Source organism: Campylobacter concisus, from assembly GCF_003049085.1.
GTDB classification, from domain to species: Bacteria; Campylobacterota; Campylobacteria; order Campylobacterales; family Campylobacteraceae; genus Campylobacter_A; species Campylobacter_A concisus_H.
The window spans coordinates 36,229-62,844 of sequence record NZ_PIQX01000001.1 but is presented as its reverse complement, the minus strand read 5'-3'; the positions used below and the strand labels follow the sequence as shown (position 1 = coordinate 62,844).

General features: G+C 36.8%; 25 protein-coding genes. 5 read left to right on the top strand and 20 right to left on the bottom strand.

Annotated elements, in window-relative coordinates; translation table 11 throughout:
• Positions 1–65 precede the first annotated feature (65 nt).
• From lpxD to CVT13_RS00285, 12 genes are all read right to left on the bottom strand, one after another.
• The gene (lpxD, locus tag CVT13_RS00340) at positions 66–1,019 is read right to left on the bottom strand and encodes a UDP-3-O-(3-hydroxymyristoyl)glucosamine N-acyltransferase (protein ID WP_107811195.1); all 954 of its coding nucleotides are present in this window, start codon (positions 1,017–1,019) and stop codon (positions 66–68) included.
• A complete protein-coding gene (gene ilvN / locus CVT13_RS00335; protein WP_223154204.1) occupies positions 1,019–1,480 on the bottom strand; it encodes an acetolactate synthase small subunit in 462 nt (153 codons plus the stop codon). The genes lpxD and ilvN overlap by 1 nt, the downstream gene beginning before the upstream one ends.
• Positions 1,481–1,482: 2 nt before the next feature.
• Positions 1,483–3,177, bottom strand: a complete 1,695-nt coding sequence (locus tag CVT13_RS00330; RefSeq protein WP_234411947.1) for an acetolactate synthase large subunit — start codon at positions 3,175–3,177, stop codon at positions 1,483–1,485.
• Between the two features lie 271 nt (positions 3,178–3,448).
• Positions 3,449–4,456: a tRNA 2-selenouridine(34) synthase MnmH gene (gene mnmH / locus CVT13_RS00325; RefSeq protein WP_107811193.1), complete on the bottom strand. Its 1,008-nt coding sequence runs from the start codon at positions 4,454–4,456 to the stop codon at positions 3,449–3,451.
• Entirely contained in the window at positions 4,443–4,925 is a 483-nt protein-coding gene (locus CVT13_RS00320) for an HIT family protein (protein WP_107811192.1), read from the bottom strand. Before CVT13_RS00320 ends, mnmH begins: the two co-directional genes overlap by 14 nt.
• Positions 4,925–5,710 carry an indole-3-glycerol phosphate synthase TrpC gene (trpC, locus tag CVT13_RS00315; protein WP_107811191.1) on the bottom strand — a complete coding sequence of 262 codons (786 nt, stop codon included), beginning with the start codon at positions 5,708–5,710 and terminating at the stop codon, positions 4,925–4,927. Before trpC ends, CVT13_RS00320 begins: the two co-directional genes overlap by 1 nt.
• Positions 5,707–6,972, bottom strand: a complete 1,266-nt coding sequence (locus CVT13_RS00310) for a tetratricopeptide repeat protein (protein ID WP_107811190.1) — start codon at positions 6,970–6,972, stop codon at positions 5,707–5,709. The genes trpC and CVT13_RS00310 overlap by 4 nt, the downstream gene beginning before the upstream one ends.
• A complete protein-coding gene (locus tag CVT13_RS00305) occupies positions 6,951–7,316 on the bottom strand; it encodes a YkgJ family cysteine cluster protein (RefSeq protein WP_021091298.1) in 366 nt (121 codons plus the stop codon). The genes CVT13_RS00310 and CVT13_RS00305 overlap by 22 nt, the downstream gene beginning before the upstream one ends.
• A complete protein-coding gene (locus tag CVT13_RS00300) occupies positions 7,313–8,020 on the bottom strand; it encodes a tRNA1(Val) (adenine(37)-N6)-methyltransferase (protein WP_107811189.1) in 708 nt (235 codons plus the stop codon). The genes CVT13_RS00305 and CVT13_RS00300 overlap by 4 nt, the downstream gene beginning before the upstream one ends.
• Positions 8,017–10,269 (bottom strand): vesicular transport factor Uso1p, encoded by a 2,253-nt coding sequence (locus CVT13_RS00295; RefSeq protein WP_107811188.1) that lies wholly within the window; start codon positions 10,267–10,269, stop codon positions 8,017–8,019. Before CVT13_RS00295 ends, CVT13_RS00300 begins: the two co-directional genes overlap by 4 nt.
• Before the next feature lie 2 nt (positions 10,270–10,271).
• Entirely contained in the window at positions 10,272–11,228 is a 957-nt protein-coding gene (locus CVT13_RS00290) for an NAD(P)/FAD-dependent oxidoreductase (RefSeq protein WP_103641514.1), read from the bottom strand.
• A gap of 24 nt (positions 11,229–11,252) precedes the next feature.
• Positions 11,253–12,593, bottom strand: a complete 1,341-nt coding sequence (locus CVT13_RS00285; protein ID WP_107811187.1) for a class II 3-deoxy-7-phosphoheptulonate synthase — start codon at positions 12,591–12,593, stop codon at positions 11,253–11,255.
• Positions 12,594–12,738: 145 nt separating this feature from the next.
• Between CVT13_RS00285 and rarD (CVT13_RS00280) the strand changes: the two genes are divergently transcribed.
• The 5 genes from rarD (CVT13_RS00280) to CVT13_RS00260 all read left to right on the top strand — a co-directional run bounded on the left by rarD (CVT13_RS00280) (position 12,739) and on the right by CVT13_RS00260 (position 18,123).
• Positions 12,739–13,626, top strand: a complete 888-nt coding sequence (gene rarD / locus CVT13_RS00280; RefSeq protein WP_009293763.1) for an EamA family transporter RarD — start codon at positions 12,739–12,741, stop codon at positions 13,624–13,626.
• A complete protein-coding gene (gene rarD / locus CVT13_RS00275) occupies positions 13,610–14,497 on the top strand; it encodes an EamA family transporter RarD (RefSeq protein WP_107811186.1) in 888 nt (295 codons plus the stop codon). Before rarD (CVT13_RS00280) ends, rarD (CVT13_RS00275) begins: the two co-directional genes overlap by 17 nt.
• Entirely contained in the window at positions 14,490–14,942 is a 453-nt protein-coding gene (locus tag CVT13_RS00270) for an aryl-sulfate sulfotransferase (protein ID WP_107811185.1), read from the top strand. The genes rarD (CVT13_RS00275) and CVT13_RS00270 overlap by 8 nt, the downstream gene beginning before the upstream one ends.
• Before the next feature lie 99 nt (positions 14,943–15,041).
• On the top strand, positions 15,042–16,313 hold the full coding sequence (locus CVT13_RS00265) for a DUF262 domain-containing protein (protein ID WP_107811184.1): 1,272 nt from the start codon (positions 15,042–15,044) through the stop codon (positions 16,311–16,313).
• Positions 16,297–18,123: a DUF262 domain-containing protein gene (locus CVT13_RS00260; protein ID WP_107811183.1), complete on the top strand. Its 1,827-nt coding sequence runs from the start codon at positions 16,297–16,299 to the stop codon at positions 18,121–18,123. Before CVT13_RS00265 ends, CVT13_RS00260 begins: the two co-directional genes overlap by 17 nt.
• A 46-nt stretch (positions 18,124–18,169) precedes the next feature.
• On the opposite strand, the gene CVT13_RS00255 is transcribed toward CVT13_RS00260, so the two are convergent.
• The 8 genes from CVT13_RS00255 to flgK form a co-directional block, all read right to left on the bottom strand.
• Positions 18,170–19,225: a glycoside hydrolase family 3 N-terminal domain-containing protein gene (locus CVT13_RS00255; protein ID WP_107811182.1), complete on the bottom strand. Its 1,056-nt coding sequence runs from the start codon at positions 19,223–19,225 to the stop codon at positions 18,170–18,172.
• Positions 19,222–20,112 carry an NAD(P)H-dependent glycerol-3-phosphate dehydrogenase gene (locus CVT13_RS00250; RefSeq protein WP_107811181.1) on the bottom strand — a complete coding sequence of 297 codons (891 nt, stop codon included), beginning with the start codon at positions 20,110–20,112 and terminating at the stop codon, positions 19,222–19,224. The genes CVT13_RS00255 and CVT13_RS00250 overlap by 4 nt, the downstream gene beginning before the upstream one ends.
• An 11-nt stretch (positions 20,113–20,123) precedes the next feature.
• Positions 20,124–21,545, bottom strand: a complete 1,422-nt coding sequence (gene gatB / locus CVT13_RS00245) for an Asp-tRNA(Asn)/Glu-tRNA(Gln) amidotransferase subunit GatB (protein ID WP_107811180.1) — start codon at positions 21,543–21,545, stop codon at positions 20,124–20,126.
• Between the two features lie 164 nt (positions 21,546–21,709).
• Positions 21,710–22,393 (bottom strand): F0F1 ATP synthase subunit A, encoded by a 684-nt coding sequence (locus tag CVT13_RS00240; protein WP_103628838.1) that lies wholly within the window; start codon positions 22,391–22,393, stop codon positions 21,710–21,712.
• A gap of 65 nt (positions 22,394–22,458) precedes the next feature.
• Complete coding sequence (locus tag CVT13_RS00235) at positions 22,459–23,220, bottom strand: TSUP family transporter (protein WP_107811179.1); 762 nt, start codon at positions 23,218–23,220, stop codon at positions 22,459–22,461.
• A gap of 154 nt (positions 23,221–23,374) precedes the next feature.
• On the bottom strand, positions 23,375–23,911 hold the full coding sequence (locus tag CVT13_RS00230) for a superoxide dismutase family protein (protein WP_107811178.1): 537 nt from the start codon (positions 23,909–23,911) through the stop codon (positions 23,375–23,377).
• A 66-nt stretch (positions 23,912–23,977) separates the two neighbouring features.
• On the bottom strand, positions 23,978–24,745 hold the full coding sequence (locus CVT13_RS00225) for a TIGR02757 family protein (protein ID WP_107811177.1): 768 nt from the start codon (positions 24,743–24,745) through the stop codon (positions 23,978–23,980).
• Positions 24,742–26,613, bottom strand: a complete 1,872-nt coding sequence (gene flgK / locus CVT13_RS00220; protein WP_107811176.1) for a flagellar hook-associated protein FlgK — start codon at positions 26,611–26,613, stop codon at positions 24,742–24,744. The genes CVT13_RS00225 and flgK overlap by 4 nt, the downstream gene beginning before the upstream one ends.
• Between the last annotated feature and the right edge of the window lie 3 nt (positions 26,614–26,616).

Here is a 26,616-nt window from a genome sequence, read left to right as displayed (position 1 = left end):
GAATTAGCATTTTTAGGCTACGAGATAAAAAGCTTTTGCGATTTTAAGCTCGCAAAAGCTTGCAATCAATTTTTCTTAAAAAATCTCAAAATTTTTGCTTGGAGTTTAAACTGATCTGAAAGCTCCATTATCGGATAAGCTCCAGCGTATTTTTTGCCGCCAGGTAGGTCTTTGCTAACGCCTCCACGTGCAGCGATCTGCGCGAAGTCTCCAACGCTTACATGACCAGCTGAGCCGCTTTGTCCGCCCATTACAACGTTTCTGCCTAGCACTGTTGAGCCAGCAAGGCCAGTTTGTGAGACGATTAGGCAGCCATTTCCAAGCTCGCAGTTATGGCCTATTTGAACGAGATTATCTATCTTTGTGTAGTTTGCGATCATCGTGCTTTCAAAAACGCCACGATCTATCGTCGTGCAAGCGCCGATCTCAACAAAATCACCTAAAACAACATTGCCATTGTGATAAATTTTTACATGCTCGCCAGTTTTTGTATGTGCATAGCCAAAGCCATCGCTGCCTATAACGCAGTTTGCCAGCAGATGGCACTCATTGCCGATGACGCAGTCGTTGTAGATGACGACATTTGGATGGATGATGCAGTTTTTACCGATAGTTACGTTATCGCCCAAAAATGCCCCAGCCATTACTACCGTATTTTCGCCTACGCTCACATTTGAGCCGATATAGACATTTGGCATTATCTTTGCACTCTTGGCGATATTTGATGGCTTTGGCTCGCAAAAAAGTGGCTTAGCATAATCTTTACTAAGCAAGGCAAATGCAAGGTGCGGGTTATCACACACAAGTGCGACCATACCAGCTGGCACCAAGTCTAAAAGCGATTTTGTCACCAAGATGGCTCCAGCGTTTGACGTACTTATAAATTTTGCATTTTTCTCGCCATCGCAGTATGTTAGCTCAGCTTTATTTGCATTTTTTAAAGAATTTAGAGCAAAAATTTCTATATCTTCTCCGCTAAAAGTAGCATTTACTTTTAAAGCTATTTCACTTAGTTTCATCATATATCCATTATCACAGATCCGCCACGTACGACGTCAACTGGGTTAAATTTCTTTATCGATTTTAAAAAGCTCTCTATCCTACTCGCATCGTCAGCCACCATGACAACGATGTAGTTTTCATTTGTATTTGTAACGATACCATTGTACGACTTTAGTATCGCCTCAAGGCCGGCGAAATTTTCACCAAGCGGAATTTTTACGAGCGCCATCTCTTTTTCGACAAATTCGCCACTTTCTATAACTTTATATGTAGGTATGAGCTTATGAAGCTGTTTTACGATCTGCTCTAAAACTCTCTCGTCGCCGCTTGTGACTATACTTAACCTTGAGAAATTGCTCTCAGGTATCGGAGCAACGGTGAGTGTATCGATGTTGTAGCCTCTGCCTGCAAAAAGTCCAGAAATTCTAGCCAAAACGCCGTGTTCATTTAAAACTATAACTGATATCGTTCTTCTGATACTCATTTTTCTTCCTTGCTCTTTAATATCATATTATAAATCGCAGCTCCAGCTGGAACCATAGGAAGCACGTCCTCAAAGCGGTCGATCCTAACGTCGATCATTGCTGATTTTTTACTATCGATCGCTTCTTTTAAAGCCTTTCTAAACTCATCCTTACTCTTGCAAACAAAGCCAACTCCGCCAAATCCTTCAGCGATCTTTACAAAATCAGGTTGCAAGCTAAGATCAGTCGATGAGTAGCGTTTTTCATAGAAAAATGTCTGCCACTGACGAACCATGCCTAAGAAGTTGTTGTTTAAAATGATGTTTATAACGGGCATATTTATCTCATGAGCCGTCATCAACTCTTGGATATTCATAAGTATTGAGCCATCACCTGTAAAATTTATAACAAGATTGTCTGGTTTTGCACATTTTGCGCCGATCGCTGCAGGGAGGCCGTATCCCATTGTGCCAAGTCCGCCACTTGTGACAAGCTGTCTTGCTCGGTTAAACGGATAAAACTGCGCCACCCACATTTGGTGCTGGCCGACGTCTGTTGAGATTATCGCATCAGCTCCTGCTATCTTTGCGGTCTCTTCGATGACCCATTGTGGCTTTAAGACCTTGTCGCTATCTGTGTAGCCAAGTGGATTTAACTTAGAATATCTATATAAAATTTCTCTCCAAGGTGCGTAGTTTTCAGGCTTTGCATTGACTTCTTCATAAAGCTCAGTTAGCACGTTTGTAAGATCACCAACGATTGGATAGTGGGCATTTATGATCTTTGAGATGGAGCTTGGATCGATATCGATGTGAATTATCTTTGCATGTTTGGCAAACTCATCCGTCCTGCCAGTGATCCTATCACAAAACCTAGCCCCAAGCGAAACGAGAAGGTCGCACTCGCTAAGTGCCATATTTGAAGCGTAGCTGCCATGCATGCCTGCCATGCCTAAATTTAGCTCATCTTTTGCGTCAAGTACGCCAAGCGCCATCAGCGTCTCGACCGCTGGGATGCCAGTTTTTTGCATAAATTTACGGATAATATCACTAGCTCCAGATGCGATCGCACCGCCACCGATGTATAGAAGCGGCCTTTTAGCTTCATTTATCGCAACTGCTGCTTTTTTTATCTGTTTTGAGTTGCCCTTATAGGTCGGTTTGTAACTTGGGATAGAAATTTCTTTTGGATATACAAAATCTCCAAGTCTTGATGTGATATTTTTTGGGATATCGATATGAACTGGTCCTGGACGGCCTGATCTTGCGATGTAAAAGGCCTCTTTTATGATACGAGGTAGCTCTTCGACGCTATTAACTAAAAAGTTATGCTTAACACAGGGGCGTGAAATGCCGACCGCATCGATCTCTTGAAAAGCATCTGTGCCGATCATAAATGTTGGTACTTGACCACTTATAAGCACGATCGGTATGCTGTCGCTATAAGCTGTTGCAAGGCCAGTGACAGCATTTGTAAAGCCAGGGCCACTTGTCACAAAAGCAACGCCAACTTTACCACTAACTCTAGCGTATCCATCGGCCGCGTGAACGGCTGCTTGCTCGTGGCGAACCAAAACGTGTTTAAAATAAGTCTGCTTGTATGTTTCGTCGTAGATATTTAAAGCTGCACCGCCAGGATAGCCAAAAACTATCTCAACGCCCTCTTCGTGCAAGGCCTCGCTTATCATCTGTGAACCAGAAATCTGTTTTATCATCACTTTAGCCTTTTGATAAATTTATCGCAAATTATATCCCAAAGCATTTTAAATCCATTTTAACTTTCTAGCGAATTTTAGGTATTGCTTTGATTTTCTTGAAAAATTTTTAACTAATTTAAAAAAATAATACAAAATATTTTACATAAAACTAAACATATTATTTTTAGTAAAATTGATAAATTTAAGTGAGCAAAGACTATAAAATTTTTAAGAGCTAAAACTCATTTGTATAAATTTTAGGCTTAATTTTTTAATTAAAATAAGCCTAAAATTTTGCTTCATTTTTTATATCATTTAGCTTTTTAACGGCTTCGTCAAAGTCATCAGAATTTATAAAAATATTAATATTTTCATTTTTCTTATAGACTTTATCGTAGTATTTTGTGAGTAAAATTTCAGCTACTTTAGCAATGTCATTTTCATTAAATTTAGCCATAGCTTCATCTCTAGCTTTTTTATCGATAAATGGCGAAATTTTCTTCATACACTCGTCAAAAAAAGATTTATCCACACTTTTATAGTCATCTACTATACAAGAAATTCTTTTTTCTAAACTTGCACTTACTTCGACATTTATGCCACTACGCATCGCCTCATAAAGACTTTTTGGCAAACTTAATGAGCCTATCCTTCTGCTCTCACCCTCAATAAAGCAAATTTTATCTTTTAGCGTTATGAGCTTTTCAAACAACGCATCTTCAAAGCTTTTTTGGCTTGGCTGCGCGCCATTTATTGCCCCAAAGACAGATCCTAAATGATTTGCCATAGCTTCAAGGTCTATTGACGGGCTTAGAGCCCTTATGAGCTTACTTTTGTAGCAGCCAGTATTGCCAAAAAGAGTGATAAATTTCGTGCTTAAAGGTCGATTTAGAAATTCTAAAACGTGATTTCTATAAGCTTTATAACCGCCACTAAGTCTAAAAACTCTATATCCTATCATGCTTAGCACATAGCCAACAGAATTTGATCTAAGCCCGCCTTTAGCGCAGTAGATGCCAATAGCTGAACCAACCTTGGCTCTTTTATAAACCTCATCAATGATATTTTGTAAATTTTTGCAGATATACTTTGCACCAAGACTCTTTGCTAGGAATCTATCGCTTTTATAGAGTGTGCCTACCTCTTTATGTTCCGCGTCATTTAAAGCATATAAATTTATGGCATCTTTTATGTGTGAATATAAAAATTCATGTGGCGATCTTGCGTCTATTAAAATTTCAAAAGAGCTTCTTTTCTCTAGCCACTGCTCTACATCAAGCTCAAATAATGGCACTAAATGCCTTTTTTAGTTTCTCAAAAAGTGGATAAAATGGCGTGCCATTTACTCTCACATCAGAGATGGTAGTTATAAAATTTGTATCTCCGCTCCACCTTGGCACAAGGTGATAATGCACATGCTCAGCTATGCCAGCTCCCGCTGCCTTGCCTAAATTCATACCTATATTTACGCCATTAGCATAAAGCTCTTTTTTTAAAATTTCAACTCCAAGCCTTACAAATTTACTCATCTCAAACCAAGTCTGCTCATCAAGCTCTTCGATCTTGTCGGTATGCTGATTTGGTATTATCATAAAATGACCTGGAGAATACGGATATAAATTCATAATCCCAAAACAATGTTTAGCTCGAAAAAGTACGCCATTTTTATCATCATCATCTGAGTTTATAACATCACAAAAAACACAGCTATCTTTTTTAGCACTAAAGTATTCGCTTCTCCAAGGGGCACAAAGGTGCTGCATTACTCGCCCTCCTTTATCTTTTTGACGGCATTTTTTATATCATCTTGCCTCATAAAATGCTCTCCTATCAAGAAAGCATCTACGCCTATTTTACTTAGCTCTCTAAGCTGTTCATGCTCGTAAAGACCGCTTTCAGCAACTATTATCTTGCCATTTGGCAAAAGTGGTATGAGCTTCTCACAAAGGCTCATATCCATCGTAAAATCATCTAAATTTCGGTGATTTATACCTATTATATTTGCTCCTGCAAAGATAGCCTTTTTTACATCGCTTGCGTCGTGAGTTTCAACCAAAACTTCAAGACCTAAATGATGAGCGTAGTCTAAAAGCTCTTTTAGCTCGTTTTGAGTTAATGCTTTTGCGATGAGCAAGATAAAGTCTGCCCCATAAACAAGAGCTTCAAGAATTTGATACTTATCAATAATAAAATCTTTTCTAAGGATCGTCCTTGATGCGTAGCGCCTAACCTGCGTGATATACTCGATGTTGCCTTTAAACCAATGTGGTTCAGTCAAGATACTAAAAGCATTTGCGTATGGCTCGTATTCCTGAGCGATTTTTATAGGTTCAAAGTCTTCTCTTATCACGCCCTTACTTGGGCTTGCTTTTTTAATCTCCGCTATTATTTTTATCGGCTCATTTTGACTTGCTCTAAGCGCATTTAAAACATCTCTTGGCACGTATGGATTGTACGCGAGCGAGCGGCCAAGCCACTCCTCAGGGAAGTCTGCTTTTCTTTTTTCAAGATCATCTTTAGTTTTTTTAATTATCTCATCAAGTATCATTTTTTAAGCCTTTTGTTTAGATTTATTATACAGCGCTCTATTAGGTGCAAATGCTCTTTTGCCTCTTTTGAAGCTCTAAAATCAATATCTTTCATTGCATGCTGCATAATGCCCTTTGCCTTTTTGCACTCACCAAGCTTAAAATATCCCCACGCTAGCGAATCCTCATAATAAGGCGACTCAGGCGAGATAGCAAGCGCCTTTTGCACAAGCTCTATACCCTTTCTAGGGTCAATATCATGATCTATCAGCAAGTAGCCATAATAGTTAAAAAACATATCATTTTCTAGCTTTGGCACGCTAGCTTCAAATTTGTCTAAAATTTCAGACATTTTTTGTTCGTTCAAGTTATCTTTATTCATCTCGTATTCGTAAATCGCGGCTTTTGCTAAAAAATTTAAATCCCTGCTATCGTTATAAATTTTAACAGCAAGTATGTATGCGTCACCAAAATTACTAGTCGCCGCATAAAGATCCATAAGCGCTATATCGTTGTAGCTATATTTTTTTAAAATTTCAATTGCTGCTTTGTAATTTTTATCATAGATAAAAAACTGCACGATCTTATCAAGATAAGAAGTGTCGTGATTTAGCTCATAAAGCTCTTCAAAGAGTTCGATCACCTTTGGGAAATTTCTTTGCTGGGAGTAAATTTCAGCCAAAAGCTCGCAAGTCTTTAGCGTGCAGCCTTGTTCATCTTTAAATTTTTCAAGATATTTTGTAGCGTCTTTTATCTTATCCATGCGATTTATCAAAATATCAACGATGCGGAGCAAATTTTCTTCTTCTTGCTTTAGCGAGTATGCCTCTTCAAAGTATTTTAGTGCAGTCGTTGTTTCATTTTGCATCATACAAATTGTGCCAAGCATGAGTAAATTTTGAGCATTTGGCTCTTTTGTGGCAAGCTCTTGCATTAAACTTTTAGCCTCATTTAGCTTTGAAAGATTTACTAAATTTGCCACCTTTATACGGATAAAATCGCTGTCGTCTTTTAAGCTTTTTTCGCCTTCACTTATCAAAGCGTCTAAATTTTCATTTTTTGTAGCAAAGGCGAGTTTGATCGCCTCTTTTAAATAAGCTTTTTGATTTGTATCTTTAAAAATGTTTGAGTAAGCTTGAATGCTAGCATTCACATCTCCGCTATCTTGAAACAATAAAGCCTGCATTAGGCGTAAATTTATACTTTTATTATCGTCAGCCAAAAGTAGCTGCGAATTAAAAAATACGCTCATAAAAAATACTAAAATTTTACGCCAATGCATTCTGCTTTTAGCTCCTTTAAATTTTTTTTAAAATAATTCCAAAACGGAAAAGTCCTACACTGCTGTGGCCTTAGCTCATAGACTGAGCAGTTTTTATTTTTTTCATCAAAAAATACACAAGCAAAGCCATCTTCATAAGGCTTCTCTTTTATGCTACACCTTAGCCCAACTCTTATTAAAAACTGCTTTTCAAACTCATCTTTACTCATATGAAATGCAGTGCAAAATTTTGAAATTTCTTCTTCATTTATCCAGATGTAGCCACTCTCTCCCGTGCAACACTTACCGCCGCAGCTCTCGCAAAAGCTGGCATCAAACTCATAGCTAAAACCTTGCACCCTCACGCTAGCCCCTGATAATCAACGCTGTTTGTATCAGCTTTTTTAAAAATTTCAATCGCCTCTTTTGTATGCGAGCCATTTTCGCTCATTACCAAAGGTGGCAAAATTTTTAGCTTTGAGTTTGAATTATTTCTTACCTCAAACAAGGCCAAATTTGCTGGCTTATCAGCCTTTGTATGAATAAATTTTAGGCTTACTAAATTTAACTTAAACTCTTTTAGACACGCTACAATCTGACTAAGATCATCAGGTGCATAGCAAAAAAACGCCCTTTTGTGAGGCTTTAAATTTACGCTTATACCTTTTATAAAGTCTTTTAGACCCAAAGAGCTTGTGTATCTACTAGCCTTTATATGCTCATCTTCGCTTTGTTTTGCACCCTCGTGATAAAATGGTGGATTTGATACGATGAGGTCAAATCTCTCACTATCTTTAAAATCTGCAAAATTAGCATTTATAATTTCTGCCTCCAAGCCGTTCTTACTGGTATTAAATTTAGAAATTTCACCATTTATTTGTAAGATATCAAGCAAGCTTAGGCTGGAATTTTTAAAGTCGCGTTTAAGCAAAAGCCCAAGTATCCCGCACCCTGAGCCAACGTCTAAAATCCTGCCTGAAAAATTTTTCAAACTTGAGCTTATAAAATCATAAAGTACCAGCGTATCGCTGTTGTAGCGATAGCCACTTTTTAGCTGAGCCAAGATCATCTATAAACCTTGATGATAAAGCCACGCGTGACATCTTTTACGATCACTTCTGAGCTAAAGCTGATCCTTGCAAAATCGCCAAATTCTTCTTTTATAAGCTCGGCTGCTGCCTTTGCGCGCTCTTTACCAACGCCATAATTTACATAGTTATTTAGCCTGCCAAGATCATCTTTTTTGATGCTTTGCGCCACATTTGACGGGATGACAAAATTTTTCTTATCTACGATCGGAATTATCTCATAAAGGTAGTTTGAGTTAAATCTTTGCAAAAATTCGCTCACTCTATTCTTACACATCACGCTAATCTTATCTTTTGCGTCCATGTCATCACACTCAAGGCTAGAGATCAAAACTAGCTTTGTTGGCGTCTCTGGCTTAGTTGTCGCCTGTAAAATATTTTTTAAATTCACATTTTCATTTTCAAGCTCATCTTGCCTATTTAAATTTTGCTCGATATCTTTTTGAAGTTCGATGATTTTGGCATTTACTGGACTTCCTTTTACGCTAGATGAGCTAAGTTCATTTATTTTAGAATTTAACCTTTCAATCGTCTTATTACTCTCGTTTAACTTATGTTTTGCACTTTCAAGCTCATTTTGTAAGCTTAGTAAATTTTTACCGCCACTTTTATTGCTATCAGCAAAAAGAGCTGACGTATCGGCTATCTTTTTTTGCAAAATATTTATTTGCTGACGCAAAATTTCATAGTTTTGCATATCGATCTTTAGCGTTCTTTTTTGAGCTTCTAGCTCACTTTGCTTTGCTACTAGCATTTGGCTTGTTTGTGTGAGATTATTTTCCAGCTCTTTTATCTTTTCATCTTTTAAGTTTATCTTTGCACTTAAATTTTTCAGCTCACTGTCATTTAAACCAAGCTTTTGGGTCTGCAAAGAGATAGTTTGATTTTGCTCAAACAAAGTTTTTAAAAATTTATTCGTCTTTGTATCAAGCGTCTTTAGCTCATCTCGTGCATTTTTAAGGCTCTCTTCACTTAAATTTAGCTTTTTATTTAGCTCACTTAGACTTGCATTTGCATCTAAATTTTGCTTCTCTAGCTTTTTGTTTATCAAATTTACTCGCTCAAGCTCTTTTTTAAGCAAGCTTATATTTTCATTTGCGAGTTTATTTTCCTGCTCGCTTTTAAGATTTTTTTCTTTTAGATCATTAAAACTTTTATGAAGTGCCGCAAGAGAGGCGTTTAGCTCTAAATTTTTACCATTATAGTTCTCAACTGCCAAATCTTTTGAGTTTAAATTTTTCTTTATCTCATCAAGTTCATAAATTCTATCTTTTAAGGCAGTCTTGCTTGACTCAAGAGCCTCCTCAAGATCAATTATCTTATTTGCCTTTTTGGAAAGCTCATCCTCCATAACACTCTTTTGCGTTTCAAAGCCATCAATTAGTGCATTTATCTCTTTTTCGTAGCTAAATTTTTGTGTCTTAGCATCACTCTTTGCTCGCTCAATCTCCTCTTTTAAAAGCAAAATTTCTCTTTTTTCGTTTTTATCTTTTTCATTTTGAGTATTTTCGTACTCTTTTATTAGCGCGTCTTTTTGAGCCAGTGTCGTATTTAGCTCTATATTTTGCTCTTTTAAAGCTGTGTAATTTGCCTCAGCCATCTCTTTAAATTTAGCAAAATTTGCTTCGATATCTTTTACCTTACTTTCATCGCCATTTTTTGCCTCATTTATCGCATTTTCAAGGTCTATTATCTTTTTTTCATAGGCTTTTGAGCTCTCAATCATATCAGCTTGAGCTTCATTTAGCCGTTTTGTGAGAGTTTGTATGTTTTCAAAGTGTTGCGCTTCAAGCTCGCCTAGTGTCTTTTGATTTTTCTCAACTATCTCATTTTTTTCATTTTCGATATTTTTTTTCATCTCTGAAATTTTGCTTATAAAGTCTAAATTTTTCTCGCTGATATCGACATTATCAGTAGCTAAAATTTTATTTTTTTTACTTAGCTCACGAACTTGTTCTTGAAGTTCATTTACATCATTTGATAAATTTTGATCGTTCGTTTCAGTAAAATTTTGGATATAGCTTTTTGGAGTTATATATCCGCCATATTCGTAAAGATCGTCTTTGCTGATGTACTTTTGTCTCTCTTCTTCTGGCAAATTGTCAAAATTTATAGAATAAATCGTTTGAGTAGTATCTTTTGGTGTCTCATCTTCTTTTGGAGATTTAAAAAACGATAGGCAAAAGCCAACTATCAAACAAAAAATAGCTAGTAAAATTTTATTTATCAAGCTTATGCCTTGCCCTTTAAAATATCTTTTATGACGTGATGAGCGTGATTTAGCGCAACGACTATTGAGCCGCCATTTTTTAGCACGATGTCACCACCCACATAAAGTCCTGGTACGCTACTTTGGTAGTTGCTATCAACTATTGGAGTGCCTTTTTCATCAATTTTTATCTGACATTTTTGTAAAAAATCAACCGGACTTGAGCCGCCTATTGCATAGACAACTCTGTCATAAACGCGAATTTTGCCATTTTCGTAATGCACTCTAACTTTGCCTGATTCGTTATCTATCTCTTTTATATCGTGATTTAGCCTAACTTTTATCTTACCGTGCTTTTCTAGCTCCCAAAGCGCGCTTAAATTTGTCTCATTTACGCGGCTAAAATTATCTTTTCTATAAGCGATTGTGGTTTTATTGTATTGGCAAAGCTCGATCGCATACTCAACTGCTGAGTTTCCGCCACCTACAACAAGCACCTTTTCGCCGTTTGTACAGCTATCAAGGTTAAAATTTACAACCGAGTTTAGTGAAGGCGGAATTTTATAATCAGGCTTATTTGGTCGTCCCATTTTGCCAATTGATATCATCACATTTTTAGCTTCATAGACGGCTTTTGAGGTAGTTACTTTAAAATTTTCTCCATCTTTTTTCACGCTCTCTACTTCAGAGTTAAAAAAAGCTTCAATCTTTTCAGTATCAAGCAGCTTGTCAAAATAATCAAGCGTGCTCTCTTTCGTGCCATCCTCAAATGAAACTACGCCATGTATCGTGCTATCTTGCCCTTTATACTCTTTATCTACGCGTTTATTATCTTTATAAAATTTTCTTATCGTCTGGCTGTGATTATCACCTTTTTCAAGAAGCAAAACATTGTTTAAGCCATTTCTTTTTGCCTCAACTACGCTAGCAATCCCGCAAGGTCCGCCACCAACAACGATTAGATCATAAACATTTACCATCTTTTTCTCCAAATTTTATAAATTCTAAGCTTTTTTAACTAGATCAGCCATCAAAAATGCAAGCTCAAGTGCCTGATCAGCATTTAACCTTGGATCACATTGTGTTTCATATCTTTGCTCAAGCGAACTTTCAGTGATATTTAATGCCCCGCCCGTACACTCAGTCACGTCTTGGCCTGTCATCTCAAGATGCACACCGCCAGCTCTTGTGCCCTCAGCTTTGTGAATTTCAAAAAAGCTTCTAACTTCGCTTATTATCTTGTCAAATTCTCTGGTTTTGTAGTTATTTGAGGTTTTTACAGTGTTGCCATGCATCGGATCGATACTATAAACGATATTTAGCCCTTCTCGCTTTAGCTCTCTTAAAATTTTTGGTAAATTTTCGCCTATCTTATCAGCGCCCATTCTGATTATCACATTTAGTCTGCCAGCTTCATTTTCTGGATTTAGTTTATTTGCAAGAGCGACGACATCTTCAGCCTTTGCACTTGGTCCGATCTTTACGCCGATAGGATTTTTCACACCACTTAAAAAATGTACGTGAGCATCGTTTATACCACGCGTTCTTTCGCCTATCCAAAGCATATGAGCCGAGCAGTCGTACCACTCACCACTAAGACTATCAACCCTAGTCAATGCCTCCTCATAAGGTAGCAAAAGTGCCTCGTGAGATGTATAAACCGCGGTTTGATTTATGACTGGCGTATTTGCTGAAGTGATGCCACAAGCTGCCATAAATGAAAGTGTCTTTGTTAGCTCATCAGCTAGTTTTGCGTATTTCTCGCCGATCTCTGGCTTTTTAACAAAGCCTAAATTCCACTTATGCACTTGATGAAGGTCGGCTAAACCGCCTCTTGAAAAGGCTCTAAGTAAGTTCATCGTAGATGCACTTTGATAGTAGGCTTCTATCATGCGTTTAGGATCAGGCACTCTAGCTTTTTCATCAAATTCAAAACCATTTATGATGTCGCCTCTATAGCTTGGAAGCTTAATGCCATTTGCCTCTTCAAAATCGCTACTTCTAGGCTTTGCAAACTGCCCTGCTACGCGGCCCACTTTGACCACCGGATAGCCACCAGCAAAGGTTAAAACTATCGCCATTTGAAGTAAAACCTTAAACATATCTCTGATGTTGTTTGCATTAAAATTTGTAAAGCTCTCAGCGCAGTCGCCACCTTGAAGCAAAAATGCCTCGCCATTACAAACTTTTGCAAGTTCTTCTTTTAAACTTCTAGCCTCTCCAGCAAAGACCAAAGGAGGAAGTGATTTTAATTTTTCTTCGACCTCTTTAAGCTCTTTTAAATCTGGGTAATTTGGTTGTTGCAAGATATTAAATTCTCTCCAGCTATCGCGGTTCCAAGTCATTTATTTTCCTATCTTTTTTGCCTTAAATTAGACGCTGATTATATCACGGCAAACTTAAAAAATAAAAGCCATTAATGGGTTATTAAAGATATTTTGCCTACAATCGCTACTTTAAATTTACCCAAAAAAAGAGAAGATTTTTTTCATGATAAAAGGCATTTTTTATTCGCTTTTGGCATCAGTTTTATTTAACTGCATTTACTACATGTCAGTGCTTATGAATCCAATTAGCACGCAAGCTCTTATTGGATACCGCATGATCTTTGCCATGCCTTTTGTCATCGCCGCCATTTTTTTGTTAAAACAGCAGCGAAATTTCAAATTTTTACTTCTAAAAATAAAGCTAAAACCTAAAATTTTACTAGTTTTGCTTGCTACCTCGCTCATCGTCTCATTTCAGATGTGGCTCTATCTCTGGGCTCCAAGTAACGGCGCAGCGCTAAAAGTCTCGATAGGCTACCTCATCATGCCAATAGTCATGGTCCTTTTTGGACGGATATTTTTCAAAGAGCACCTCTCAAAAACAAAGTTAGCATCGATATTTTTCGCTGCCATTGGCGTCTTTAGCACAGCGGTCATAAGCGGTGGCATCTCGTGGGAGAGCGCTGTAGTTTTTTGCCTTTATCCAGTCTATTTTACCATTAGAAAGTACTACAACCTTGCAAATTTCTCAAGCTTTGTTATCGAGATAATTTTTATGTTTTTATTCTCATTTTATTTTGCGCTCACAGCCGATATGGACTACGTAATGAGCCAAAATCCAAACATCTACTATCTGCTCATCTTGCTTGGTGCTATCAGCGGCATAGCCCTCATCGCCCAGATCCTCTCAAGCACGCTCGTGCCGATAAATGTACTAGGTTTGCTTACATATTTTGAGCCTATAATGATGCTTTTTGTCTCATTTGCCATCGGCGAGAGACTGGAGAAAAGCTCATACTTTTTGATGATCTGCCTAGCCATCTCTGTCACGCTTTTGATGATAGATAGTATAAATTCTATAAAAGGCGACAAAAATACCAAGACTAAATGAGAGCCAAAAAGGCGTTATTCTCGCGCTTAGTGCCTTTTTTATGTGGGGGTTTTTGGCGGTTTATTTCAACCTATTTAGTAAAGATGTCAATGCTTATGAAATTTTAGCTCATAGGGTCATTTGGTCATTTTTCTTAATGGCTGGCGTGCTTTATTTTAGTGGCAAAATGGGTGAAACTTTTACTTTACTTAAAGATATTCGTTCGCTAAAAATCCTATTTTTGAGTGGTATATTTATCACTACAAACTGGGGCGTTTATGTATATGCTGTTAGCAATGGCAAAATTTTGGACACAAGCTTGGGCTATTTTATAAATCCACTAATAAGCATGCTTCTTGGCGTTATCATCTTCAAAGAAAGGCTAAATAAAAGCGGAATTTTAGCCATTTGTATAGTCGTTTTAGCCATTAGTGTACAAATTTATGCCCAAGGTGGATTGCCATTAGTTTCCATTATCTTGCCGCTTTCATTTGGATTTTACGCAGCAGTTAGAAAGATGGCAAAGATTAGCGCATTTAACGGGCTTTTTATAGAGACATTTTTTATGTTTCCATTTGCACTTGCTTACGTCCTTTACATAGCATTTTTAGGTAAAAGCCATTTTGGACTAAATGAGGACTCACTTTTAATGATCGCTTCAAGCATCGTAACCATCGTGCCGCTTGTCGCTTTTAACGCAGCGGCAATAAGGATAAATTTAACAACGATTGGCTACTTGCAATACATATCGCCGACCATCGCGATCCTTTGTGCGGTCTTCATTTACGGCGAAAATTTAGACGGCTACAAAGTCATCTCGTTTTGCATGATCTGGCTGGCACTTGCGATAATTAGCATAGATAAATTTAGAAAAAGGAGTAAAAATGAATAATGTGACGATTTATTTGCTGCTTGCGTTTTTTGCAGCGCTTATTTTATATTTTCAGATACAAAAACTAACCAGAAAGCTAGACGAAGAGGGAGCGGTGCCAGCTTATCAAAAGGCCGCACAGGAGGTTTTAGAAAATTTAAGCAATGCTGAGAAATATCCAAAATTTTGCAATGTAATATTTAAAAAAATAAACGCCTTAAGGCAAGATATTTTATTTGAAGATGCGCTAAATAGTGAGTCTGAGAAGGATAAAGCATTAGATGCCTTAGAGCAAATAAGAGAAAAACTGGAAACTTTATCAAAGCAAGAGAATTTAAACTGGGAGAGCGAACTCTTTGCGATCTTGGACGAGCTTGATAGCTTTATAAAGAGAAATTTCAAAAACGGTGAAGATAGAGCTGAAGAGCTAAGAGAGGAGCTAAAAAGAGAATTTGATGGGTTGTAATGATTTTTTACATAAATAGAATTTGTTTTTAAAAAGATTTAAGACACTAAGATAAAAAATCAATTGTGCCATAATGCAGAAAATTTAAGAGGATAGAACATGAAAGCGAATATCAAAAATCTCTCTGAAATATTTAGTAAAAATTTAAAAATACCAAGTTATCAACGTCCGTATACATGGAGTACTAAATCGACTCTTGAGCTTTTTAATGATATTTTTAAAGAATACGAAAATAACAAAAACGAGTACCGTATAGGCTCTGTTATATTGCATCAAGAAGCTGAAAATTATAATATTGTCGATGGGCAACAAAGACTTACTACGCTTACAATACTACTAAAATTACTAGGAGAAGAAAATTTGCCGTTATTGAAGCAAACTTTTAATCCTCTCTCCTATAACAGTATCACAAACAATCATAAAATTTTAAAGCAAAGAGTGGGGCTATTAAGAGATGACGCAAAAGTAAATTTTAAAAATTTTATCTTAGAAAAATGTACCATGGTTGAAATCGTTGTAGATAATCAATTAGATGCATTTAACTACTTTGACTCTCAAAACACCAGAGGTAAAGCATTAGAGATACACGATCTACTAAAAGCGTATCATCTAAGGCACATGGCTGATACCGACAAGAATAAAAAAGTACAGATAATATCAGCTTGGGAAAACGAAAATAGCAATGATATAAAAGAAATTTTTAGCGATTTTTTGTTCCCTATTATTAGATGGCAACGTAGAGAGAGCGGATTGTATTATTCTAAAAACCACATAGATATTTTTAAAGGCATAGACCATACTTCGCTATATAATGTGACTAAATTTAATAAAGCAGCGGTAACTTTTTTAGAAAAAAGTGATGATTTTGCTTATATTTTTAGCTCTAAAAATAGTATTAAATTTTTACTCACTCAAGATTTGTTAAGTGGAAAACACTTTTTTTACTTTACAGCTCACTATCTAAACCTTTGCCATAAAATAAAGAAATTTGTAGAAGCAAAATATGATGACAACGCCATGCCTAGGAAAAAGAGAGGTGATAAATATATAGTAAGACTTTTTGAATGCTTTATAATGGCATTTGTTGATAGATTTGGCTTTGATGAGCTTAGCGAAAATATTTGCGCATTTTTTTATAGATACGTTTATACCTTGCGTTTGGCAAAACAGGCCGTATATCTAGAGAGCATAAACAAATATGCACTTGGATATCAAGATGAAAATAACGGATTAAATTTATTTGAAAAAATATCTCACATGAGATCGCCAGATGAAATTTACAGCGTTGAGCTATGTGATATTGAGTCCATTGTTGGTGGATATGATGATATAAAAAATAGATTGGAGGTTAAAAATGAGCAAAACGGATGATCTAAAATTTAGTGTAGAAAAAATTTTTGAAAGCAAGTATCTGATACCAATATATCAGCGTAACTACGCTTGGAAAAGTTATGAGATAGGGATGCTTTTAGATGATATTAAAAGTAATGATGATGGGTATTTTATAGGGAGTTTGGTTGTTAAGCAAAAAGATGGTGTTTTTGAAGTTATAGATGGGCAACAAAGACTCACAACTCTATTTTTGATACTAAGATATCTTAAGCACGACATAAAAGGTGAACTTAAATTTGAAGCTAGACAAAAGTCAAACGAAACGCTAGAAAAAATTTGCGATGATGATAAATGTGCTGATTTGCCGTCTACTGAAATAGTAGATGGGTTTAAAATTATAGAAAAATATTTTTCGGAAAATAAAAAAGACGAGAGTTTTAAAAGTAAAATTTTAAATGCCAAACTTCTACGCGTACCAGTCCCAAATGATGCCGATCTAAATCATTTTTTTGAGATAATGAACACAAGAGGCGAGCAACTTGAAGCTCATCAGATCGCAAAGGCAAAAATTTTAGAAATTTTAGAAGAAAAAGACAGAAAAATAGCTGCATTGGTTTGGGATGCTTGTGCGGACATGGATAGATACGTGCAGATGAGCTTTGAAAAGAATCTAAGAGAACAAATTTTTGGCAATGACTGGAATAAAATTTGTAATGAAAGCGAACTTTTTGAAATTTCTATTGAAAATAACAATAATGCCAAAGAAGAGCCATTGAACAAAATTTTAGAAAATAAAAATTTAACTTCTGAAAAAACAACACAAAATGAAAACGAAAATGAAAGGTTTTCATCTATTATAAATTTCCCAAATTTTCTTTTGCAAGTAAATGCGACTATGAGCAATAATACAAGCAGTAGCAGTACAAATGAGCTGCTTTATGATAAAAAATTGATTGATAATTTAAAAAAACACTTCAATAATAGTGAAAATGCCAAAAATTTTATCTATAACCTTTTAAAATTTAGACTTTTATTTGATAAATTTATTATAAAAACCGATGAAAATGACGACGAAAAATGGTCGCTAAAAATGCTCAAAAAATACTCCAACAACAAAGTTACATTTAGTTATGTGGATACGCTCGATGACAACAAGCTAGTTGTCGCTTTGCAATCTTGTTTGCGCATAACATACACCTCACCGCGCGCTATGGAGTGGATATTTACGCTCATTAAACAACTTAATGAAAATAAAACAGCAAATGGTATGCAAGAAATTTTAGAAAAGTATGCAAGAGAGAAGGTAAAAAATGCGCTAGAAAAAAGCACCTCTTATCCTATATGTGAGAGAATAATCCTTGCTTATCTTGATTATATTTTATATAGAGAGTGTATAGTTAGCGCTCAAGATAATAAAATCAAGAAAAAATTACAAAATGCTTTTAAAGCGGTTGGCAATGTAAATTTAAAAAATTTAAAAGAGTGGGAATTTAAATTTAGAGACTCTATCGAGCATTTTTACCCACAAAATCCTTCTGGAGATAGTATAGAGCGCATGAATGATGGCAAAATTTTGAACTCTTTTGGTAACTTAGCGCTTGTTACAACTTCTGGTAACTCTAAATTTTCTAATCTTGCCCCATCAGCAAAGCGAACTACATATCCAAATATAATAATACAAAGCCTAAAACTGATATTGATGTCAGCATGTATAAATGGCAACAATATAGACGAATATAAACAAGCGATTAACGAACATGAAAAAGAAATGCTAACTTTATTACTATCAGATATAGAGTGCAAAAGCGGAATAATATTATATGAACACTTTTCTCCTAAAGTATTTTAGGAGATCAAAAAATATCTAATCTTACACCCAAAAAATATCAAATATTTTAAAGTTTCGCCTTTAGAGCCATTATCCTCTTATATGATGCATCTATCCGCTCTTTGCTGATCTTTTTCTCATTTACCGCGTCAATTATGATCTGAGTGACTAAATCGGCTGTTCTTTGGTTATTTATCTTAAACTCGCTAAAGAGTAAGATGTCGCCACCAGCGTTTATAAATTTCATCACTTTTTGCGCTAAAGCTTCGTCGCCAACGCCTTTCATCAGCATATCATCGCTGATAACCACGCCATTAAATTTAAGCTCATTTCGTAAAAGATCGGTTATTATTTTTTTAGAAAGTGTGGCTGGGTTGTCCTCGTCGATGCCTTTTACAAAAAGATGTCCGACCATGATGATCTGCGCTCTACCCGTGCTTATAGCGTCTTTATATGGCAGCAGCGCATCTTTGCTTAGCGTGACCTCGCTCTTATTTTTATGTGAGTCCTCTTTTGAGCTGCCATGCCCTGGAAAGTGCTTAAGTGTCGTTAGGATGCCCTGCTCTTTAAATGCGTCCATAAAGGCATCAGCGTAGATCACTACCTTGCTTGCATACTCGCTAAACGCCCTTTGCTTAGCAGCAATTATCGGCGAGTTTTCGTCGTGTATATCTACCACTGGGGCGAAATTTAAATTTATGCCACACTCCTTTAAATTTATAGCCATTTTTGAGTAGAGATCGTATGCGCTTTTGATATCAAGCGTACTTGCGACCTCATATGCGCTAGGATATGGGCCGTCAAAGCTCTTATCCTTCATGCGGCTTACATTGCCACCCTCTTCGTCGATAGCGATAAAAATTTTAGGACTTTTTACTTTGATTGCTTTTATGCTAGATTTTAGCTGGGCTTTGTTGGTAACGTTTCTGCCAAGTAGCATTACACCGCCAAACCTCTCATATCCAGCGTCACTTAGCATCGCACGAAACGCAGCGTCCTTTGTGCTAGCTCCGTTAAAACCAACCATTATCATCTGCGAGACCTTAGCTCTTAGGCTAACTTCTGCGCCGCTTAGCTCCAGAGCAAAAATAGCCACAAAAAGTATAAATTTAAAAGCTCTCATCTTCTTCCCAAAAGCGATTTTACGCTCTCAAAAACGTCTTTGCCATTTAGCATATTTTCAACCTCACTAGCGATAGGTACATATATGCCCTTTTCTTTGGCGATCTTGCTAATAGCCCTTGCAGTATCGACGCCCTCGGCCACCTCGCCAAGCTCATTTAAAATTTTTTCTAATCTCTCGTGCCTTGCGATGCCAAGGCCTACGCGGTAGTTGCGTGAAAGTATCGATGAGGCAGTTAAAAACAGATCCCCTGCGCCGCTTAGCCCCATAAATGTCTCATCTTTTGCGCCAAAAAATTTGCCAAATCTAGCCATCTCAACAAGCCCACGTGAAATGAGACTAGCCCTTGCGTTGTTGCCAAGGCCAAGACCGTCGCAGATGCCACCAGCTATGGCGATCACGTTTTTATAGGCTCCGCACACTTCAGCACCGATCACGTCATCAGAGGTGTATGCTTTCATGTAGCTTGGGAAAAATGAGGCAAATTTTGAAGCTAAATTTTCATTTTTAGAATTTACCACCAAGGCGCAAGGTAGCTTTTGCATGATCTCTTTTGCAAAGGTTGGCCCTGAAAGAAAGGCTAAATTTTCACTATCAACAAAATTCTCGTAAATTTCATTTAAAAATTTAAGATTTGCCGTATCTATGCCCTTGCTGGCGACTAAGATCTTTTGACCTTTGTTTTTGTAGTTTTGCTTTAGCCATAAATTTGTGGCTTGAGTTGGGATCGTGCAGACTAGATATTCGCACTCCAAAGCTTCATTCAAGCTTACAAAATTTGGCATCTCTCTTGGCGTTCTTGAGCTGATGACGCACTCGTTATTTTCACCAAAAGCGTGAAAAAGCGCACTGCCCCACTTGCCAGCTCCGATGACTGCTATGCTCATTTTAGCCCTTTTTAGCCTATTTTGGCCTTTAAAAGCTCGTTAACCTTGCCTGGGTTAAAGGCACCCTTGCCCTCTTTCATCACCTGACCGACAAAGAAGCCAAACATCTTATCCTTGCCGTTTTTATACTCTTCGACCTTGTCGGCGTTTGCAGCTAAAATTTGATCTATGATTGTGATGATAGCTGAGTCGTCGCTCACTTGTTTTAAGCCAAGCTTTTCGATGACACTATCAACGTCCGCGTCGTTTTCCATTAGGTAGTCTAGAACCTCTTTTGCAGCCTTGCCGCTTATCGTGTCATCTTCTATACGTTTTAGTAAATTTATCATTTTGGTACTATTAACTGGGCTAGTCTCGATCGTTACGCCGTTATTTAAGCGGCCAAGAAGCTCGACTATGAGCCAAGTAGTAGCAAGTTTAGGCTGAATTCCAGCAGCGATCAGCTCTTCAAAATATCTAGCCATCTCAACACTTTGAGTTAAATTTAGCGCATCACTCTCTTTTACGCCTAGCTCGCTAACGTATCTTGCTACCTTTTGTTCGGCAAGCTCTGGAATTTTTATCGCTTCTTCATACATCTGCTCCGACACTTCAACAGGCAGCAAGTCAGGATCAGGGAAGTATCTATACTCCGCACTATCCTCTTTGCCACGCATCGATCTTGTCACTAAATTTGTCGTGTCAAACAGCCTTGTCTCTTGATAGACTTCTTGGTCGTATTTGCCATCTTCCCAAGCTGCGCTTTGGCGCTCTACTTCGTAGTCAATCGCTTTTTGGATAAATTTAAATGAGTTTAGGTTTTTTATCTCAACCCTTGTATAAAGCTTGGTGTCACCTTTTGGACGGATAGAGACGTTTGCGTCGCAGCGAAAGCTACCTTCCTGCATATTTGCGTCGCTGATATTTAAAAAGCGAAGGATCGAGTGTAGTTTTTTAAGATAAGCCACCGCCTCGTCGCTACTTCTAAGGTCTGGCTCGCTAACTATCTCAAGAAGCGGTGTGCCGGCTCTGTTTAGATCAACCAAACTCTCAGTTTCTTCATGGATATTCTTTCCAGCGTCCTCTTCAAGGTGTGCTCTGGTTACGCCGATGCGTTTTTTAGTACCATTTACGTCGATTATTAGCTCGCCACCTTCTACGATAGGTATCTCAAACTGTGAAATTTGATATGCCTTTGGAAGGTCTGGATAGAAGTAGTTTTTTCTATTAAAGACTGATTTTTTATTGATCTTAGCATTTATCGCTGTGCCAAAACTGATAGCCTTTTTTACAGCCTCTTTGTTTAGCACAGGTAGCGCTCCAGGAAGTGCTAGGCAAGTTGGGCAAACGTGAGTGTTTGCCTCATCGCCGAAGCTAGTTGAGCAAGAGCAGAAAATTTTAGTTTTTGTATTAAGCTGAGTGTGAACTTCTAAACCGATAACAACTTCGAACATATTTTTACCTTTAAATTTATGCAAATTTTTAAGGCATATTTTAGCGATACTTTCTTTTAAAATATCTAAAAATGAGCGTTTTAACTGGAAAAATAAAGAATGTGATTTAAAAATTTAAGTAGTTTTAAAAAGAGAAAAGCCATATAAAAATATGGCTTTAAATTTTAATGCTCGTGCTCGCTAATAGCAACGGCACCAGCTAGATAAACGTAAGTTAGCATCATGAAAATAAATGTTTGCAAAACAGCCATAAGCGTTAGAAGTGCGAAAGCTGGAAGTGGAGCAAACCAAGGTGCAAGTGTAAGCATCGCTAGCAAGAACAAGTCATCGCCCTTGATGTTACCAAAAAGACGGAAAGATAGCGAAACTACACGTGAAAGATGCGAGATGACTTCAACTGGAAACATAATAGGAGCTAGAAATTTATTCGGTCCCATAAAGTGTCCAAAGTATTTGAAAAATCCATTTTCTCTAATGCCCTCAAAGTTGTAATAAACAAATACAACTAAAGCCAAAACTAGAGTTAAATTTAGACTTGATGTTGGTGACTCAAATCCAGGAATAATACCTACAACATTTGAAAAAAATACGATAAAACCGATAGTTGCAACAAGTGGAAGATACTTCCTAGCTAGTTTTTCACTGCCTAAAGTATCTCTTCCCATCGATATAACGCCCTCTAAATAAGCTTCAACTATATTTTGAAGACCTCTTGGTACAAGCTGCATCTTACTCCTTGCTATATAAGCAACTATGATAACAATCAAAGCTACAAGTAGAAAGTGAAATGCATAGATAAAGGCGTGGGAGTTGTTTAGAAAATTTGAAAACAAAAACAAATCTTTCATTAATTTACCTTGGATTTAGAATTTTGCGTGATTGTAACAAAATTATTGTTAAAACATTTTTAATTTTAAACTCTGAAATAATCGAAAATCAATTTACAAATAGTCACTGCAACTACCACTAAAAACATTGTTCTAATAAATTTAACCTCTTTTTTAATGACAAGATTTGATCCAAAATATGCGCCTAAAATTTGACCAACTGCCATCAAAAGTCCAACAACCCAAAGCATCTGTCCACCAGCTATAAAAATGCCAAGAGCAACGATATTACTAGTAAAATTTAAGAGTTTTGTATGAGCGACAGCCTTTTTTAAATTTAGCCCAATTAATGCCACTATCGCAAATGTCCAAAAAGAGCCTGTTCCTGGGCCAAAAAAACCATCATAAAAGCCAAGTATTAGTCCAAAAACTACATAAAATAGCTTTTCATTCATCTTTGCGGCTCTATCATTTTCGCCGACTTTTGGCATAAAAAGGGTGTAGATAAAAATAGCAATCAGTAAAAATGGGATAATTATCTTTAAAAAATTTGTATTTAAAAATAAGATAACCACCGCTCCAATGATAGCTCCAATGAAAGTAAAAACGATGCCTACAAAGCACTCTTTATAATTAATTAATCCCCGTTTTGTGAAATTTAGAGTCGCCGTAAAGCTACCAAAAACTCCTTGGAGCTTATTTGTGCCAAGTGCAAGATGTGGTGGCACTCCCATCGCCATAATAGCTGGAAGCGTTATAAGCCCACCTCCACCAGCGATAGAATCGATAAAACCACCTAAAAACGCAGCTATAAAAAAAACGACATAGCTAAGTAGATCAAATTCCATTTTTTGCTCTTTTGATAATTGAAATAAAAGCAGATTGTAATTTATTTGTACTTATCTTTTTGTAAAATTTTTATATTTGAAATGAGAGATTTTTAAAATTTATAAATTTTAACGAGCCTTTGGATCTAGCTCAAAGACTCGTTTATTAAAGTGATTACTTAATAACGCCACAAAGCATTCTAGCACCGCCACCGCCAAGTGCTTTTGGATTGTCGCTGTGGTTGTCACCACCGACGTGAACCATTAGTGAGTGACCTTTTAGCTCGTCAAGATTTTTTATCTTTGGAGCTAGCACTGGGTAGTTTGCATTGCCCTCGGCATCTACGTAAAGTGCTGGTAGATCGCCTTTGTGACCCTTATCGTCCCATGCAAATGAGTGCATCTTTGTTTCAGCTGGATCCCAGTGACCGCCTGCTTTCATGCCAAGACCTTTTTCAGTCGCACCACAATCAGCATTTTGATGAACGTGGAAGCCGTGAAGTCCTGCAGGAAGACCTTTTAAATTTGGAAAAAACGCAACGCCGTAGTTTGTCTTAACAGCTACTACTTCGCCAACACTCTTATCGCCCTTTTCGCTTAGCTCATTAACAGGTATAACTAGATGCTCTCCAGCCTTTGGATCAAAGTGATGGCCTTCGTGAGCAAAAAGCAAAGTTCCTAACACTGCACTTAGTAAAACGATTTTTTTCATACAAGCTCCTTATGGATAAAATTGTATGGCAAGTCTACCCTAAATTTAAAAATTTAGCAATAATTTTTATTTTTTGAGATTTTTTACGATAGTTTCTAGCTCTTTGCTCTGCCCTATTCTATAAAGTGCAAAGTCGTATTTTATCGGATCAAACTCATCAAATTCTCTAAGTTTTTTTGTAAGATCCATGACTGCTTTGAAATCGTAGCTCTTTCTGTTTATAAGTCCTAAATTTAAAGAAACTCTATGCGTATGCACGTCAAGTGGCATCAAAAGCCTATCTTTTGGTAAATTTTTAAACAGTCCAAGGTCAATATCACTATCCCTTACCATCCAGCGAAGATACATATTATAGCGTTTATATGGACTTTGTGGCTCTTTATCAAAACTCTTACCAAAGAAAAACTCATATCCGTCAGAGCGGTAAGAATTTAGCTTATATATAAATTTTATAAGCTCATTTACGCCCTCTATCATCTCGCCATTTTTTGCAAGACCTTGGCGTAAAATTTCTTCTATCTCGCCCTCTTTTTTAAGGCGTGAGAGAGTGATAAAAATTTCTTTTACATCATTTTCATTTTGAAAGCGGTATTTAAAATTTGATAAATTTTTCTTGATATTTTGCTCGCTCTCATCAAGCAAACCAAAATCAAGCGAATTTAGAAATTTCACTATCATTTTTGCGTTGCCATAAGCAAATAACGCACAAATGAGCGCTATGTTTGGCTCTTTAAATTTAGTAGCTACTTGAAGTGGATCTGGGGCTTCAAACAGCCCCAGATTTGTATTTTTACTAAGTACGTGCGAGTCTAAAAGGCTCTTTAGTTTGCTCATTGTTTTAATGAAAGAAGCGTGTCAAGCATTTGATCAACTGTCGTAATGATCTTTGCTGCTGCGCCGTAACTTGCTTGAAAACGGATCAAATTCGTAAGCTCTTCGTTCGTATCTACGCCACTTGTTGATTGAAATTCCTCTTCAGCTGTCTTTTGCAAAGATGTATTTGTATCGTGGATCGTATTATTTGCCTCTGTATCACTCGCCATGTCAGTCGTAAGATAGCGGTAATATCCCTCGATCGTCTCATCTCTATCAAGCGCTATACCACTTGAGTAAAAGGTCTGCTTTTGATACTGAAGCTGGATCATTTTATTTGCAACTTCATTATTTCCGATAACTGGCTTTGAGTAGGCACGAAGCTTTGTGTGGTCTTGGGTAAAATTTTGATTTATGCCGATACTATTTGAGTCAGTACCTGAAAAAAATCTATTTATGCCAACAGCGCCTGGAAAATTTGTGCCGTGATCGACTATTGATATGCTATAAAGCCCTTGAGCCTGTTTTGGAATGAGAGAAAATGTGCCTTTTTTTGTATTCTTATCATAAAAATATGACGCCTCGAAAAAGTCATCAACGTCATTTAGCATATTATTGTCTTTATTGTCATCTGAGTTTGAGTTAAAGTCTTTGACGATAGAGTTACCATATCTTGTATCATTCATCGTCGTCGTGCCATTTACATTTATAGTTTTTCTGGCAACGACATTACCTTTGTTATCATAAACAATAGCTTCAAAACTTCCGTTTCTTATACTATTATCATGATTCATCAACGTTTTATCGCCTTCTAAATAACTTATCGGATCTGAGTTAGAAATTTCAACTGCAGACTCAGCATAGATATTATTTGTGCTTGTTATCAAGGTTTTACTAAATGTATTTAGATTATCAATGTATTTTTGGATCGTTCCGTCACTAAATCTATCATTATCTGGCTCGTAGTTTCGACCCCTAAGATCAAGTGCAGCTCCGATTTTACCACCTGTGATCTTTTCTTCCATTGGGATTCTTCTGCCATCTTCTCTTTCATAATAAATTTTTGTATATCTTCCGCTTTCAGTTGAACTCATAGAAATTTCATGAAAATTTACACCATCAACGATACTTACACCACCTATGTTTAGATTATAGTATTTTCCTTGATCTGTTATTCCTGTATCTACCCTAGAATTGCTCTTTAGATCGCTTTTATAAACTGCTGTATTTACCAGCTTTGACATAGCAAGCTCAAGCTCATCACGTTTATCACGAAGATCATTTGCATTTATTTTTATACCAGCGTCTGCACCTGATTCTATTCTTTGGATTTGCTTATTAATATTTGCTATTTGTCTGCCTAGCGAATTTATCTCTTTTATATTTATTTTTATCGTTTCATCAATCTTTTCATGCATATCATAAAGCATCTTTGATGAGCGGTTGATACTTGCAGTCAATACACTTGCTTTATTTATCAAATTTACTTTCTGAGCACCTGCATTAGGGTTTGAAGCAAAGTTATTCCACGCGGAAAAATACTCCTGAATATCCTTCACCATTCCATTATCTTTTAGGTCAGGAAAATATTTTGTAGCTTCTTGCAAAATTCTTTGTTTATAGGCTGTGTTTTCTAAATTTGACGATGAGTATTTTAGTCTTGAGTAGGCAAACTCATCATGAAGCCTTGTTATAGTATCTACTTGTGTGCCTGTGCCAACTCCGCCAGGTACTGTATTCATCGCTGGAGAAGCAGACTGGACAACACGCTGCCTTGTATAGTAGTTGCTATCAGCGTTTGCGATATTATTTCCGGTTGTACTTATTTGAAGCTGGGCTGCATTTAGCCCCGAAACACCCGTGCCTAATGACATAAAGATATTAGCCATTTT

What these genes read in the sequence shown, in the direction of transcription:
- lpxD (WP_107811195.1), bottom strand. Translation starts at nt 1,019, where the DNA reads ATGAAACTAAGTGAAATAGCTTTAAAAGTAAATGCTACTTTTAGCGGA.
- CVT13_RS00320 (WP_107811192.1), bottom strand. Translation starts at nt 4,925, where the DNA reads ATGCAGCACCTTTGTGCCCCTTGGAGAAGCGAATACTTTAGTGCTAAA.
- trpC (WP_107811191.1), bottom strand. Translation starts at nt 5,710, where the DNA reads ATGATACTTGATGAGATAATTAAAAAAACTAAAGATGATCTTGAAAAA.
- CVT13_RS00310 (WP_107811190.1), bottom strand. Translation starts at nt 6,972, where the DNA reads ATGCATTGGCGTAAAATTTTAGTATTTTTTATGAGCGTATTTTTTAAT.
- CVT13_RS00300 (WP_107811189.1), bottom strand. Translation starts at nt 8,020, where the DNA reads ATGATCTTGGCTCAGCTAAAAAGTGGCTATCGCTACAACAGCGATACG.
- CVT13_RS00290 (WP_103641514.1), bottom strand. Translation starts at nt 11,228, where the DNA reads ATGGTAAATGTTTATGATCTAATCGTTGTTGGTGGCGGACCTTGCGGG.
- CVT13_RS00285 (WP_107811187.1), bottom strand. Translation starts at nt 12,593, where the DNA reads ATGACTTGGAACCGCGATAGCTGGAGAGAATTTAATATCTTGCAACAA.
- rarD (WP_009293763.1), top strand. Translation starts at nt 12,739, where the DNA reads ATGATAAAAGGCATTTTTTATTCGCTTTTGGCATCAGTTTTATTTAAC.
- CVT13_RS00270 (WP_107811185.1), top strand. Translation starts at nt 14,490, where the DNA reads ATGAATAATGTGACGATTTATTTGCTGCTTGCGTTTTTTGCAGCGCTT.
- CVT13_RS00265 (WP_107811184.1), top strand. Translation starts at nt 15,042, where the DNA reads ATGAAAGCGAATATCAAAAATCTCTCTGAAATATTTAGTAAAAATTTA.
- CVT13_RS00260 (WP_107811183.1), top strand. Translation starts at nt 16,297, where the DNA reads ATGAGCAAAACGGATGATCTAAAATTTAGTGTAGAAAAAATTTTTGAA.
- CVT13_RS00255 (WP_107811182.1), bottom strand. Translation starts at nt 19,225, where the DNA reads ATGAGAGCTTTTAAATTTATACTTTTTGTGGCTATTTTTGCTCTGGAG.
- CVT13_RS00250 (WP_107811181.1), bottom strand. Translation starts at nt 20,112, where the DNA reads ATGAGCATAGCAGTCATCGGAGCTGGCAAGTGGGGCAGTGCGCTTTTT.
- gatB (WP_107811180.1), bottom strand. Translation starts at nt 21,545, where the DNA reads ATGTTCGAAGTTGTTATCGGTTTAGAAGTTCACACTCAGCTTAATACA.
- CVT13_RS00240 (WP_103628838.1), bottom strand. Translation starts at nt 22,393, where the DNA reads ATGAAAGATTTGTTTTTGTTTTCAAATTTTCTAAACAACTCCCACGCC.
- CVT13_RS00235 (WP_107811179.1), bottom strand. Translation starts at nt 23,220, where the DNA reads ATGGAATTTGATCTACTTAGCTATGTCGTTTTTTTTATAGCTGCGTTT.
- CVT13_RS00230 (WP_107811178.1), bottom strand. Translation starts at nt 23,911, where the DNA reads ATGAAAAAAATCGTTTTACTAAGTGCAGTGTTAGGAACTTTGCTTTTT.
- CVT13_RS00225 (WP_107811177.1), bottom strand. Translation starts at nt 24,745, where the DNA reads ATGAGCAAACTAAAGAGCCTTTTAGACTCGCACGTACTTAGTAAAAAT.
- flgK (WP_107811176.1), bottom strand. Translation starts at nt 26,613, where the DNA reads ATGGCTAATATCTTTATGTCATTAGGCACGGGTGTTTCGGGGCTAAAT.